Consider the following 12,898-nt stretch of genomic DNA (forward strand, 5'->3'; position numbering starts at 1 on the left):
CCCGCAATTAAATGAAATGCGGTTGTCGCACGGTGTCACAAGCCTTTGAAACATCAGGGAGAGCGGGTCCTCGCCTGGTCCTCCGGTGGCCGAACGTGAGCCGAGCCCCTCAGAGGGGCCGACATTGTGCGAGGGCTTCGGTATGAGGGGGCCATGCGCCTCTTCGCCATCGGCGACACCCACCTGCCCTCCACCCGGAACAAGGACATGCACCGCTTCGGGTGGGCGGAGCACCCGCTGCCCCTTCAACGCGCATGGGACGAGAAGGTGCGCCCCGAGGACGTGGTCATCGTCGCGGGAGACATCTCCTGGGCCACGCGGCCTCCCGAGGTGCTCGAGGACTTGAAGTGGCTGGACGCGCGGCCGGGCCGCAAGGTGCTGGTGCGCGGCAACCATGACTACTGGTGGGGAGACTCTGCGTCGAAGCTGCGCAAGCTGCTGGAGCCCTTCCAGAGCATTGAGGGCTTCCTGCAGAACAGCGCGGTGGTGATGGGGCCGTGGATCATCGCTGGCTCACGGCTGTGGACGGCGCCCGAGGCCCCGCCCATGCCCGGCGGAGAGATGGGCGACGAGGCGGTGGACCTGGGCTACGTGGAGCGCGAGACGCGCCGGCTGGCGGCCTCGTTCGAGGACGCGGTGAAGAAGGAGAAGGCGAGCCCCACGCCGCTCACGCGCGTCGTGGCGGTGCACTTCCCTCCGCTGTACGCGAACGAGAAGCCCACCGCGTTCAGCGCCCCCATCGAAGCCTTCCACCCCAAGGTCTGTGTGTATGGGCACCTTCACGCGGAGGGAATCGCCGCGGGCTTCACGGGTGAGCGCGCGGGCGTCCGCTACGTACTGGCGTCTTGTGACGCCGCAAAGTTCTCGCCGGTGCTGCTCGATGAAGCGTGACACCGCAAAGTTCTCGTCTGTGTTGCTCGACGAGATGTGAGCACCGCGCCTGCATTCCTCGGCGTGAGCGGCGGCTCTACAATTCCCCTCGGGCCTCTGGCGTTCGGGAGGCCAAGGGGAATGACAATGCCGGCGAATAAGGAAGAGCTCTCGGCTCGCCTCACAGCGGCGCATCCGGGAGACAGTGTCCTGGGGTTGTTCTTCACCACCGTGTTTCAGCTCGTCGAGCAGCATGCGGGGCTGGCCACGCTCACGAAGCTCCGCAAGGGAGAGCTCGCGAAGGAGTACTCCGAGCTGCGCATGTACCCAGTGCAGGACTTCCTGCATCTCATCTACGACGTGGCGGATGTGCTCGAGAGCCGGTTCGGCTCTCCGGCGGCCGTGTTCCGCGCCTGCGGGGAATCGAGCATCAGCCGCTACAACTCCGGGCCGGGGCGCTTCCTCTTCAACGTGCTCGTGCGAGGAGATCCGCACAAGCTCTGCTCCATGGCGCAGATCGGCTACAGCACCGCCGTCTCCTATGGGCGCCGCGAGTACAAGCCCACCAGTCCGAAGTCCGGGGTGCTGCACGCGCAGGGAGACATGATCCCTCCGGCGTACCACGAGGGCATCGTCGCTGGAGCGCTGAAGATGCTCAACGTCCAGGGGCGCGCGCGGGCCCGGCCGCAGGGCATCGACCTGGTGGACTACGACATCACCTGGAACTGAGTGTCCCTGCCGGGCAGGCAGCCTTTCGAGCGGACGATGCCTCAGGAGTCGCCGCTGCCGCTCTCCTCGCCCAGCGCCATTGAAGTGATGGAGCCGGAGCCCCCCTCCTCGCCCAGTGCGAGGGTGGTGATGGGACGGGGCTTGCCCTTGCCTCCCTCTTCGGGCGGGGGTTTCGGGGGTTTACCGGGCAGCCGCACGGGCAGCGCGTACCGGATGAAAGAGCGGGTTCGAGGATGACCCGGCATGTTGCCTCCTGAAACGAACGTGGGGGGCTGGGTTGCCACCCACCCATCTGTACGGGAAAGGTGAGTCCTGCTTGCCTGGGGTGGAAGTCTTCAGCCCACGAGGGGGGAACACCATGCGAATCGGCATCTTCGGAGAGGGCTCGGATCCACAGTGCGCCGCGGTGGCGCGGGAGGCGGCGGCGCTTGGGGCGGACACGCTCTATATCGACAGCCGTGCGCTGGACGAGGGCAAGCCCCTGTCGATGCTGGATGGGAAGACGTCCTACCAAGGCGAGTCCGTGGACGACGTGAAGGGCTTCTACGTGCGCTCGGTGCCGTCCCCGTCCGTGCCGGCGATGAAGAAGGACGAGTCGCTGGTGCTTTACGAGGACTGGTTCACCACCTTCACTCAGACGCGCGAGCGGGCGGCGTACTTCCTGGCGTGGCTGCTGCAACTGTCACACCGGGGCGCCACGTTGGTGAACGGTCCGCACGCGGCCAGCGTGATGCAGCACAAGCCCTATCAGCTCCACGCGCTGCGCAGCCTGGGGGCAAAGGTACCGCGCACGCTCATCTCGAATGATCCGGCGGCCATCCGTGCGTTCCACGCGGAGGTGAAGGACGTCATCTACAAGCCGGTGATGGGAGGAGCCGTCACGCGCGCCTTGGACGCCGAGGCGCTGGAGCGGCTCGACGCGGTGACAGCGTCTCCGGTCATCTTCCAAGAGCGGATTCCCGGGGACGACCTCCGGGTGACGCTGGTGGGGGACGAGATTGTGTCGTGCGTGGCCATCGTGACGCCGGAGCAGCACCTGGACTTCCGCGACGACCCTGTCTACAGCAGCGGGGAGGCGATGTACCGCGAGGTGGTGCTGCCCGAGCCGGTGCAGCGCTTCTGCCGGGCGTCGGCGAGGGCGTGCGGCCTGACGCTGGCGGGGATCGACTTGAAGCAGCGGGCGCGGGACTTCGTGTTCCTGGAGCTGAACAGCTCGCCCATCTACATGGACGTGGAGCTGAAGGCGGGGCACCGCATCAGCCGGGCCATCGCGCGCCGGGTGGTGGAGGGCGCCCGCGCCGTCCGGTAAGGCTCCGCCCTCCGAGGCCCTGGCCTACAGCTCCACCTGCGTGCCCAGCTCCACCACGCGGTTGGGCGGAATGCGGAAGTACGCCGTGGCGCTGCGCGCGTTGCGGCTCATCCACGAGAACAGCGCCTCGCGCCACATCGCCATCCCCGGCTTCTTCGAGGGAATCAGCGTCTCCCGCCCCAGGAAGAACGAGGTGCTCATCAGCTGGAACTGCAGCCCCTTCTCGCGCCCCTTCTTGAGGATGTCCGGGATGCTCGGGTTCTCCATGAACCCATAGCGCGCGATGAGCCGCACGAAGCCCTGCTCGATGGGCTGCACCTCCACCCGCTCCTCGCTCGACACGTGCGGCACGTCCTCCGACAGGATGGTCAGCAGCACCACCTGCTCGTGCAGCACCTTGTTGTGCTTCAGGTTGTGCAGCAGCGCCGGCGGCGAGCCCTCCGGGTTGCCCGTCATGAACACCGCCGTGCCCGGCACCCGCACTGGCGCGTGCTCGCCCTGGAAGCTCTCCAACAAGTCCTTCAGGTCCATGCTGGCCGCGCGCAGCTTCGCCGCCAGAATTTCACGCCCGCGCTTCCACGTCGTCATCAGCGTGAAGAGCACCGCCGCCAGCGCCAGCGGGAACCAGCCGCCCTCCGGAATCTTCACCGCGTTGGCGCTGAAGAAGAACAGCTCCACGGTCAGGAACACCAGCATGATGGGCAGCGCCACCGCCCGGCCCACGTGCCAGCGCTCGCGCGCCACCACGTACGCCATGCACGTCGTCATCAGCATGGCCGTGGACACCGCGATGCCGTACGCCCCCGCCAGGTTGCTCGAGGTCCGGAAGCCCAGCACCAGCAGCACCACGCCGATCAACAGCATCCAGTTGAGCCCTGGCAGGTAGATCTGCCCCTTCTCCTCCGCCGAGGTGTGCACCACCTCCATGCGCGGGCAGTAGCCCAGCTGCATCGCCTGCCGCGTGTTCGAGAACGCTCCGGAGATGACCGCCTGCGAGGCAATCGTCGCCGCCCCCGCCGCCAGCGCCACCAACGGGTAGCGCGCCCACTCGGGCGCGATCAGGAAGAACGGGTTGCGCGACGCGTCGGGGTTCCTCAGCAGCAGCGCCCCCTGCCCCAGGTAGTTGAGCATCAGCGAGGGCAGCACCAGCGCGAACCACGCCCAGCGGATGGGCGTGCGGCCAAAGTGGCCCATGTCCGTGTAGAGCGACTCGCCTCCCGTCACCACCAGGAAGACGGCGCCCAGCACCAAGAAGCCGTGCCCGCCGTTGTGCACGAAGAACAACACCCCCTGCACCGGCGACAGCGCCCACAGCACCGACGGGTTGTGCACCAGCTCCTTCACCCCCAGCACCGCCAGCACGATGAACCACAGGCACATGAACGGCCCGAACACGTTGCCGATGCCACCCGTGCCGTGCCGCTGCACCAGGAAGAGTCCCAGGAGGATGATCAGCGTGATGGGCAGCACGTAGGGCTCGAAGATGGGCGTGGCCACGCTCAGGCCTTCCACCGCGCTGAGCACCGAGATGGCCGGGGTGATGATGCCGTCTCCGTACAGCAACGACGCCCCGAAGATGCCCATCGTCACCAGCAGCGGCCGCGCCCGGGGCGCCTCACCGGACCTCAGCCGCTGAGCCACCAACGCCATCAGCGCCAGGATGCCGCCCTCGCCCCGGTTGTCCGCCCGCAGCACGAACACCAGGTACTTCACCGACACCGTGATGATGAGCGACCAGAAGATGAGCGACAGCACCCCCAGCACGTTCTCGTGGGACGGGGCGATGCCGTGCGGTCCCGTGAAACACTCCCTCAGTGCGTACAGCGGACTGGTACCAATGTCGCCGTAGACGACGCCAATCGCCCCAATGGCCAGCAGGGCTGTCCGTTTGACGGCGCCGTCCTGCCCTCCGGTGTTCGTGGGGGGAGCTTCCGTGGTTGCGTTCACGGCTCCCGCTTTAGCCGAACCCTGGCTGGGAGCAACGGGCTCGCGCATCCCTCCACGCCTCCATTCCAGCCCGAGCGGAAGGCTCCTACCTGCCACGTGGATGTACGCCCGCACGTAAGGCCATGTGCGTGTGTCAACGGCTGCACTTCCGGCGCGAGACCCCTTGGCGCAAGACGCACCTCCCGTGTGCGATCCTGTCCTGGGGGGAGTTCCACAGTATGGCCTCGTTGGGCACCAGCCAGACGCAACACGATCCCGGCACGCCGCTGGGCTTGGAAGAACGACTGTCGATGCTGGCCGATGCATCGCGGGCCCTGGCGGACGCAAGCCTGGAGCCCCCCGCGGTGCTCGAGCGGCTGTGCGCGCTGGTGGTGCCCTCGCTGGGCCAGGCGTGCGGCCTGCGCCTGCTGTCCGAGGATGGCCTGTGGCTGCAACCGGTAGGCTCGGCCCACGCGAACCCCTCCGCGCGAGAGCTCTTCCAGACGCTCGTGTCCGGACCCCAGCGCGCGGACGAAGGGCTGTCCTCTCTCGTCGTCCGCAAGGCCGAGTCCCTGGCGTTGGCGGCACTGCCCCCGGAGGTGCTGAAGCGCTCCGTGGCGCCTTCGTTCCGAACGGCGGCCGAGCGCTTTCCCTTCAGTGACTTGCTCGTCGTCCCCATGCGCGCGCGAGGGCGCGTGCTCGGCACCCTGGCCATTGCCCGGGGGCTGGACGTGCGCCCCTTCGATGACACCGAGCGGATGCTCGTGCAGGAGATGGCGGACCGGGCCACGGTGGCGCTGGAGGCGGCGCGCGCCTACGAGGCGGAGCGCAAGGCCCGGCTCGACGCGGAGGTGGCCGCCAACCGCATCCTGCGCATGCAGCGCGCCACCGCGGCGCTGTCCGAGGCGGTGACTCCAGCGGACGTGGCCGGCGCGGTGATGCGCGAGGCCATGGATGCGCTGGGGGCGGACCAGGGTGTCGTCACCGTGGCCAGCGAAGACCCCTCGTGGCTGGAGATCCTCGTCAGCCGCAACCTGCCTCCTCTCTCCCTGGACCGCCTGGCGCGCTTCCCGAGCAGCGCGCCGCTGCCCACCGCGGAGGCCTACCGCACCCGGCTCCCGCTCTGGATGGAGTCTCCGGACCAGCTCGCGGTGCGCTACCCCTCCTCCTTCCAGCGGCAGGAGCTGCTCGCCCAGGCCGTGGCCAGCCTCCCGCTGCTGGCGCATGGGCGCGCGCTCGGCGTGCTCTCGGTGGGCTTCCACAGGCCTCGTCCCTTCCCCGAGAGCGAGCGGGCCTTCTTGAAGGACCTGGCGGGACAGGCAGCCCAGGCGCTGGAGCGAGCCCGGCTCTACACCGCCGAGCAGCAAGCGCGCACCACCGCTCAGCGTGCCGCGGAGCGCACCACCCGCCTCCAGGTCGTCACCTCCGAGTTCTCCCTGGCGCTCACGGCCACGCGCGTGGCGGAGATCGTCGTGGACCATGGCGTGGCGGCGGTGGGGGCGCGCAGCGGTGGGCTGTGGCTCATCGAGCCGGAGGGCACCCACGCGCGGCTGGTCCGCACCGTGGGCTACCCGCAGGAGATGGTGGAGCGCTTCCAGCGGCTCCCGCTGAACCTGAGCGCGCCCCTGATGGAGGCGCTGCGCGAGGGCCGGCCGGTGTGGCTGGAGACGCCCGAGGCCGCCACCCACCGCGATCCAGGACTCTCGCAGCGGCAAGGCGCCACCCCGCCCCCCGTCACGCCGTCCATGGCATGCCTGCCGCTGCGCTCCGAGGGACGCACGCTGGGGGCCCTGGTGCTGAACTTCACCGAGCCCCGCCGCTTCGACTCGGAGGAGCGCGCCTTCCTGGAGCTGCTGGTGCACCCCGCCGCGGAGGCCCTGGCCCGGGCGCGGTTGCAGGAACAGCAGCAGGCGGCCCAGGCGGCGTTGCGCGAGGCGCACCAGACGCTCTCCGCCGTCATCCAGGCCTCTCCGGCCGCCATCGTGTTGATGGATCCGGATGGCACGGTGCGCATGTGGAGCGCCGCCGCCGAGCGCATCTTCGGATGGACGGAGCAGGAGGCCCTCGGGCGCCCGCTGGTGGCGGTGCCCCCGGACAAGCAGGCCGAGTTCCGCGACAACCTGGCCCGGGTGGCCCGAGGCGAGCCGCTCATGGGCGTGGAGACCCAGCGCCAGTGCAAGGATGGAACGCGCATCGACGTGGCGCTGTGGGCCTCGGCGGTGCGCCACACCAGCGGCCAGATGCAGTGCGTCTACGTCATCACCGACATCACCGAGCGCAAGCGCGCGGAGGACGCCCAGCGCTTCCTGGCGCGGGCCGGGAGTGAGCTGGCCAGCAGCCTCGATGACGAGGCGACGCTGGAGCGCGTGGCGCACCTGGCCGTGCCCTCGTGGGCGGACAGCTGCACCATTCACCTGCTGGAGGAAGACGAGCTGCGGTGCGTGGCCGCCGCGCACACGGGTTCTGGGCCCGAGGCCTCGCTGTCAGAGCCGGAGGCGGACGCCGTGGCCCGCATCCTCGCCTCAGGCCAGCCCGAGCTGCGCCGCGAGTCCACACCGAAGCCCTGTACCTCCCTGCGCGTGCCGCTGGTGGTGCGAGGCCAAGCACTGGGGGTGCTGTCGCTCACCACCACCCGGCGGCTCTATGACGCACGAGACCTGGCCCTGGCACAGGAGCTGGCGCGGCAGGCGGCGCTGGCCATCGACAACGCCCGGCTCTACCGCGAGGCGCAGCACGCGGTGCGGCTGCGCGAGGAGTTCCTCTCCATCGCCAGCCACGAGCTGAAGACGCCCATCAGCGCGCTCCAGCTCCAGGTACAGATTCTCCTGTCCACGCTCGACCGCTCGCCCTCGGGCCCTTCGCCGGAGCGGCTGCGCCGCAGCCTGGACACGGTGGACCGGCAGGTCCGGCGGCAGACGCAGCTCATCAATGATTTGCTGGATGTCTCGCGCATCTCGGCCGGGCGGCTGCAGCTGCGCCCCGAGCCCATGGAGCTGTCCTCGCTGGCGCGCGAGGTGGCCGAGCGCTTCGAGCCCGAGCTGGCGCGCGCGGGCTCGTCCCTCCAGCTCCAGCTCTCCTCGGAGGTGGCGGGGCAGTGGGACCGGCTGCGGCTGGATCAGGTGGTGACGAACCTGCTGTCCAACGCGGTGAAGTACGGCCGGGGCAACCCCATCCAGCTCGTTACCTCAGTGGAGGACTCCCACGTGCGGCTGTCGGTGAAGGACGGCGGCATCGGCATCGCGGAGGAGGACCTGAAGCGCCTCTTCAACCGCTTCGAGCGCGCGGTGTCCGAGCGCAACTACGGCGGCTTCGGACTCGGGCTGTGGATTGCCCGGCAGATCATCGAGGCGATGGGCGGGCGCATCCAGGTGGAGAGCCAACTGGGCGTTGGCTCGACCTTCACCGTGGAGCTCCCCCGCCCGCCGGCTTGAGGCCGCGGGCGGCTCAGCCCAGGGAGAACAGGAGGATGGTCGCCTGCTCTGCAGGGGAGAGCTGCTGGAACACCTCGGGGATGGAGACCTCGGTGTCGCGCTGGAAGGCGCGGTCACAGCTGCGCCGGCCGATGTACGTCCCCTCGTTGTTCTTCAGCCTGTAGGTGCAGTCGTTGATGTACACGGTGAGCTCCGAGGGGCTGTAGGTCAGCTGCACGGGGCGCCCGGCGAAGCCGCCCTCGGCCTTGACGGCCTCGCCCTCGACCTTGATCTTGAGGTTGACCGCACCCTGGCCAATGTTGCCCTTGGCCTCGTTCTCCGTGAACTTGATGTCCGCCGTGGACTCACCGACGCGGCCCCGCAGCTCCTTGGGCGAGTGGTGCAGCTGGAAGCCCAGGGAGAAGACATCCTTCCCCGTGAGCTTCACATTATAAGAAGCCTGCGGCAGGCGTACGGAGATGACCGGGTCACTCTCCTTCGGTTCTGCCAGGGCCGCTCCCCCTGCGAGCAACCCAAGTCCCAACATCACACGAACGAAGCGCGGAGTTTTCATGGTGGGGGAAAGATAGTCACCCCGTGGCTGGGACTCCATCGCCTCTGCATCTCAGTTGCATTGCGCAACCAAAAGTTGACGGCTTACTTCGTGCCTGGGGTACCGGCGGCCGGGGCCGCGCCGAGGTGCTTTTCCAGGAAGAGGATGGCGGTCATCAGCGCGTAGTCCCGGTTGGGCTTCTTCTGGAAGCCGTGCCCCTCGTCGAGCGCGAGCATGTACCAGACGTCCGCCCCCTTGGCGCGCACGGCCTTGACGATCTGCTCCGCCTCCGACTGCGGCACGCGCGGGTCGTTCCTTCCCTGCTGCACGTAGAGCGCGGCGCGGATCCGGTCCACCGCGTTCAGCGGGGAGATGCGCTCCTGCACCTTGCGCACCTCGGGGTCTCGCTCGTCGCCGTACTCGGCGCGGCGCAAGTCTCTGCGATAGGCCTGGGTGTTCTGGAGGAAGGTGCCAAGGTGCGAGATGCCCACGACATCCACCACGGCCTTGATGCGCTCCGGGAAGAAGGCCGCGGTGGCCAGCACCATGTAGCCGCCATACGAGCCGCCGTAGACGCCCACCCGTGAAGCGTCCAGGTCCTTCTGCGCGGCGATGAAGTCCAGCGTCGCGCCGATGTCCGCGAGGCTCTGCTCGCGCTTCACGCCGTCATCCATGGCCCGGTACGTCTTGCCGTAGCCCTCCGAGCCTCGGACGTTGGGCAGCAGCACCGCCATCTTCATCTCGGTGGCCAGGAACTGAGCCAAGGGGCTGAACATGGGCTGGCTCTGGCCCTCGGGGCCTCCGTGGAAGATGACCAGCACGGGCACCTTTCCGCTCGCGCCGCGCGGCCGGTAGAGGAAGGCCGGCACCTTCACGCCTCCGGTGGAGGGGTAGCGCACCAGCTCGGGCTCCACGAAGGTGTCCGTGTTCAGCCCGCCCACCTCCGAGCGCGTCCACCGCGTGGTCTTCTTCGTGCGCAGGTCCAGCTGCCACACGTCCGCGGGCGAGCGGGCCGTCGCCATCGAGAAGAACACCGTGTCCGAGCGCTTGCCGGGGAACGCCAGTGACGTCATCACGCCCTGCGGGAGGTTCACAGCCGAGAGCGCGTTCGTGCGCGTGTCCAGCACGTAGAGCCGGCTGGAGCCATCCTGGTTGATGCTCACCGCGAGCTGGCGGCCATCCGGCGAGAGCTCGAGCTTGTCCACGTTCCAGGGGATGGACTTCGTCAGCGATGGGGGCGCGGCGGTGTAGGGCGCCTTGGCGAGCTCCAGCCGGTACAGCTCCGAGAAGTCACTGTAGCGATCGGTGACGAGGTAGACGCCCTGCCCGTCCGCAGTGAAGAGGGCGTCCACGATTCCACCCGGGCTCTCCTTGGGGGTGAGCTGGCGGCGCTCGCCCGTCTTCAGATCCACCACGTGCAGATCCGAGTCGGCCACGGAGCGGAACTGCTGGATGAGCAGCTTCGTGCCATCCCGAGAGAAGTCCACGGGGTACCAGGTGCCCTCGAGCTCGGTGAGGCGGCGGGCCTGACGCGGGTTGTCCGTGGGCGCCACATACACATCCGTGTCCTTCCCGTTGCGGCTCGTGTTGCTATAGGCCAGCCACTTGCCATCCTCCGAGAGCCGGAGCGCCTCGTGGCGGCTCTTGCCGTCGGTGAGCAACTCCGAGCGGCCCGTGCCTCGGTCCCACCGGAAGACCTGGAAGAACTCACCGCCGCCCACGTCCTGCAGATAGAAGAGGATGTTCGGAGCGCCAGGAAGGAACTGGGCCTGGGAGATGGGCTCGGAGGTGAAGGTGAGCTGGGTGCGCGCGCCCATGGGCATTTCCACGAGGTGGAGCTGATTCACCTCGGCGAAGCGCGTGGAGATGAGCACCTGCTGGCCGTCTCCCGACACGTCCAGGAGCTGCGCGGCGCGGGACTCCAGGTACTGATGGATGCGGCTCTCCAGCTCGGGAGGAACCGCGGGGACACCGCTGATCAGCACGTTGGGCTGGCCCGGGAGCGGCGTCACCCCAGGCACCGTGGAGGGCGCGGCGGCGGGCGGGGCCTGCGTGGCGAGCAGGGACACGAGGAGCGGGAGGGTTCCAAGGTTCATGGCCCCGGGACCCTACCAGCGATGACGGGGCCGAGGCTCAGAACTGCGGAGGTTTGGGCGGGCTCACCCACCACTCCACGACAGCGTCCAGCATTCGCCACAACCCGCCTCCCACGCCCTGGAAGCCCGGCGGTTGAGGCTGAGCCGAGCTCTGGAGCTGGTTGAGCGCCGAGGCCGGAGCGAACGTCCCCCAGCACTGGGTGCACGCCCACACGCGCACCGGCTTGCCCTGCCAGGAGATGGGCTGCATCACGTTGCGGCAGACGGGACACCCGGCGTGCGCGGGAACGCCCTCGGGGACTTCGGGGCCGGGCTCGAAGGTCCCCTTCGCGTGCGAGAGAATGAACGTCAGCGCTCCGCGCGGCAGGAAGATGCCGCCGCACTGAGGGCATCGGTGGTAGCCCTGACCCTGGCGATCCTCCGGGCGCATCGGCGTATCGCACGCGGGACAGCGGCCCTTGAGGCCTACCGCGGGCACGGGGCGCGTCCCCTTCTGCACGGGCGTGGCGGGTGCCTGCTGGGGTGTGCTCAGGGCCTCGAAGGCCGCCTGCGGCACCCAGAAGCCTCCACAGCGTGCGCACGCAGCAGGAGAGGATCCTTGGAACTTCTGCTCCATCAAGCTCCCCCCGCACCGGCAGCATGGCCCGATGCGGTGGTCCGTGGAGGGACGTTCGAGTGGGGACTCTCGCCTCGTCAGACGCGAGGACAGGCGCGACGTGAGGACCTCGTGCAGCTCTCCACGATCGAACCACACCCCCAGGCACCGGGGGCACTCATCGAGTTCGATGTGACCGACACGCAGGCTGTCGAGTGGGATGTTGCAAGCAGGGCACCGCATGGCGCGCAGCCTAGACCAGCCCCTGCTCGTAGGTGGCATGTCCTCGGCGTTGCCGGTGGACTGTCAACGGTGTGGACAGTGCCGCCACTCTGGGGCTGCAAGTGCCTGAAATGAGGCCCGTTGTCCGCTGGCAAGGCGCTCGCAGTGACTCCAGCTCGAAAGGAGCCGGAGGCCATGGACGATGCGAAACGCAGCGAGGTGTGGGGCGAGACGCGGCTGAACGGGAGCAAGGTGCTCCGCTGGGCGCTGATCCACACGGGCGCGCTGGTGGGCGGCGCGGTCTTCTTCTCGTGGAGCGCGGTGGGAGTGGCTGCGGCGCTCGTGGCGGTGACGATGTGCCTGGGTGTCTCGGTGGGCTTCCACCGAGGCCTCATCCACCGCGCCTTCCAGACGTCTCGCGCGATGGAGACGGTGCTCGCGGGGGTGGGCACGCTCGCGGGCCTGGGCGGCATCCTCGGCATGAGCCGCGTGCACCACATGCGCGACTACCACCAGAACCAGCCGGCCTGTCCTCCCTACTTCGGCTACGAGGGCGGCTTCTTCCGGGCCATGGCCTACGCGCTCTTCTTCGACTACCTCGCGCCGGATCCTTCCGTGTACCCGCCGGTGGATCCGCGCGTCGCCGAGCGCCCGTTCTTCCACGCGCTGGAGCGCGCGGGGTTGTGGCTCCAGGTGCCGCTGGCGCTCGGGCTGTTCGCGGTGGGTGGCCCCGCCTTCGTCGCGTGGGGCATCTTCGTGCGGCTGGCCCTCACGCAGGATGGCTTCTGGGCCATCCACTGCGTGAGCCACGTCTCGGGCGAGCAGCCCTATGAGATGGCGGGTGCGGCCGAGCAGGGGCGCAACACGGGCTGGCTCGCACTGCTGAGCATGGGCGAGTCGTGGCACAACACGCACCACGCGTACCCGAGCTCCGCGCAGATGGGCGTGGGCTGGCGCGAGCCGGACCCTGGGTTCTGGGCCGTGCGCGCACTGGAGTGGCTGGGGCTCGTGTGGGACGTGCAGACGGTGGCGACGCTCCCGCTGCGCAAGGGTGCGAGGCACACGCAGGCTCCGCGCCCACGACAGGCGCGCCGCGCTCCTGTGCACCGCCGTGCACACCCCGCCACGGCGCGCTGAGTCACGCCGCAGGCCCGTTCGGGCTCAGGGCTGGTCCACGGGTTGCAATCC

Annotated in this window: 10 protein-coding genes and 1 pseudogene; 5 read left to right on the forward strand and 6 right to left on the reverse strand. The window is 69.0% G+C overall.

Translation table 11 applies throughout. The features are described 5' to 3' along the window. The first annotated feature begins 153 nt into the window (after nt 1-153). Together DB31_RS16815 and DB31_RS16820 are read left to right on the forward strand one after the other, a co-directional pair. A complete protein-coding gene (locus DB31_RS16815; protein ID WP_044188706.1) occupies nt 154-891 on the forward strand; it encodes a metallophosphoesterase in 738 nt (245 codons plus the stop codon). 126 nt (nt 892-1,017) lie between these two features. Then, nucleotides 1,018-1,599, forward strand: coding sequence for a TIGR02265 family protein (locus DB31_RS16820; protein WP_083968375.1), 582 nt, complete (start codon nt 1,018-1,020; stop codon nt 1,597-1,599). 41 nt (nt 1,600-1,640) lie between these two features. Here the strand turns inward: DB31_RS16820 and DB31_RS16825 are convergent, their stop codons facing one another. Further along, the gene (locus DB31_RS16825; RefSeq protein ID WP_044188711.1) at nt 1,641-1,844 is read right to left on the reverse strand and encodes a hypothetical protein; all 204 of its coding nucleotides are present in this window, start codon (nt 1,842-1,844) and stop codon (nt 1,641-1,643) included. A gap of 113 nt (nt 1,845-1,957) precedes the next feature. Between DB31_RS16825 and DB31_RS16830 the strand changes: the two genes are divergently transcribed. Further along, nucleotides 1,958-2,908 carry an ATP-grasp domain-containing protein gene (locus DB31_RS16830; RefSeq protein ID WP_083968377.1) on the forward strand — a complete coding sequence of 317 codons (951 nt, stop codon included), beginning with the start codon at nt 1,958-1,960 and terminating at the stop codon, nt 2,906-2,908. A gap of 24 nt (nt 2,909-2,932) precedes the next feature. On the opposite strand, the gene DB31_RS16835 is transcribed toward DB31_RS16830, so the two are convergent. Next, nucleotides 2,933-4,903 carry a potassium transporter Kup gene (locus DB31_RS16835; RefSeq protein WP_075306030.1) on the reverse strand — a complete coding sequence of 657 codons (1,971 nt, stop codon included), beginning with the start codon at nt 4,901-4,903 and terminating at the stop codon, nt 2,933-2,935. A 170-nt stretch (nt 4,904-5,073) separates the two neighbouring features. On the opposite strand from DB31_RS16835, the gene DB31_RS46590 reads away from it, so the two are divergent. Then, nucleotides 5,074-8,265: a sensor histidine kinase gene (locus DB31_RS46590; protein WP_075306032.1), complete on the forward strand. Its 3,192-nt coding sequence runs from the start codon at nt 5,074-5,076 to the stop codon at nt 8,263-8,265. 13 nt (nt 8,266-8,278) lie between these two features. Here DB31_RS46590 and DB31_RS16845 read toward each other — a convergent pair whose 3' ends face one another. From DB31_RS16845 to DB31_RS51595, 4 genes and pseudogenes are all read right to left on the reverse strand, one after another. Further along, the gene (locus DB31_RS16845; RefSeq protein ID WP_044188715.1) at nt 8,279-8,818 is read right to left on the reverse strand and encodes a hypothetical protein; all 540 of its coding nucleotides are present in this window, start codon (nt 8,816-8,818) and stop codon (nt 8,279-8,281) included. 83 nt (nt 8,819-8,901) lie between these two features. Then, nucleotides 8,902-10,893: a S9 family peptidase gene (locus DB31_RS16850; RefSeq protein WP_044188717.1), complete on the reverse strand. Its 1,992-nt coding sequence runs from the start codon at nt 10,891-10,893 to the stop codon at nt 8,902-8,904. Nucleotides 10,894-10,930: 37 nt separating this feature from the next. Beyond that, on the reverse strand, nt 10,931-11,449 hold the full coding sequence (locus tag DB31_RS51430; protein ID WP_240486734.1) for a TFIIB-type zinc ribbon-containing protein: 519 nt from the start codon (nt 11,447-11,449) through the stop codon (nt 10,931-10,933). Between the two features lie 174 nt (nt 11,450-11,623). Further along, nucleotides 11,624-11,770, reverse strand: a pseudogene (locus DB31_RS51595) (TFIIB-type zinc ribbon-containing protein); the annotation flags it as partial. A 135-nt stretch (nt 11,771-11,905) separates the two neighbouring features. On the opposite strand from DB31_RS51595, the gene DB31_RS16860 reads away from it, so the two are divergent. Then, a complete protein-coding gene (locus tag DB31_RS16860; protein WP_157232020.1) occupies nt 11,906-12,847 on the forward strand; it encodes an acyl-CoA desaturase in 942 nt (313 codons plus the stop codon). The last annotated feature ends 51 nt before the right edge of the window (nt 12,848-12,898 follow it).

The sequence above is a fragment of the Hyalangium minutum genome, from assembly GCF_000737315.1.
GTDB lineage: Bacteria > Myxococcota > Myxococcia > Myxococcales > Myxococcaceae > Hyalangium > Hyalangium minutum.

Excerpts from the sequence above, each read along its gene's own strand:
- DB31_RS16815 (WP_044188706.1), top strand. The coding sequence starts at position 154 with ATGCGCCTCTTCGCCATCGGCGACACCCACCTGCCCTCCACCCGGAAC.
- DB31_RS16820 (WP_083968375.1), top strand. The coding sequence starts at position 1,018 with ATGCCGGCGAATAAGGAAGAGCTCTCGGCTCGCCTCACAGCGGCGCAT.
- DB31_RS16825 (WP_044188711.1), bottom strand. The coding sequence starts at position 1,844 with ATGCCGGGTCATCCTCGAACCCGCTCTTTCATCCGGTACGCGCTGCCC.
- DB31_RS16830 (WP_083968377.1), top strand. The coding sequence starts at position 1,958 with ATGCGAATCGGCATCTTCGGAGAGGGCTCGGATCCACAGTGCGCCGCG.
- DB31_RS16835 (WP_075306030.1), bottom strand. The coding sequence starts at position 4,903 with ATGCGCGAGCCCGTTGCTCCCAGCCAGGGTTCGGCTAAAGCGGGAGCC.
- DB31_RS46590 (WP_075306032.1), top strand. The coding sequence starts at position 5,074 with ATGGCCTCGTTGGGCACCAGCCAGACGCAACACGATCCCGGCACGCCG.
- DB31_RS16845 (WP_044188715.1), bottom strand. The coding sequence starts at position 8,818 with ATGAAAACTCCGCGCTTCGTTCGTGTGATGTTGGGACTTGGGTTGCTC.
- DB31_RS16850 (WP_044188717.1), bottom strand. The coding sequence starts at position 10,893 with ATGAACCTTGGAACCCTCCCGCTCCTCGTGTCCCTGCTCGCCACGCAG.
- DB31_RS16860 (WP_157232020.1), top strand. The coding sequence starts at position 11,906 with ATGGACGATGCGAAACGCAGCGAGGTGTGGGGCGAGACGCGGCTGAAC.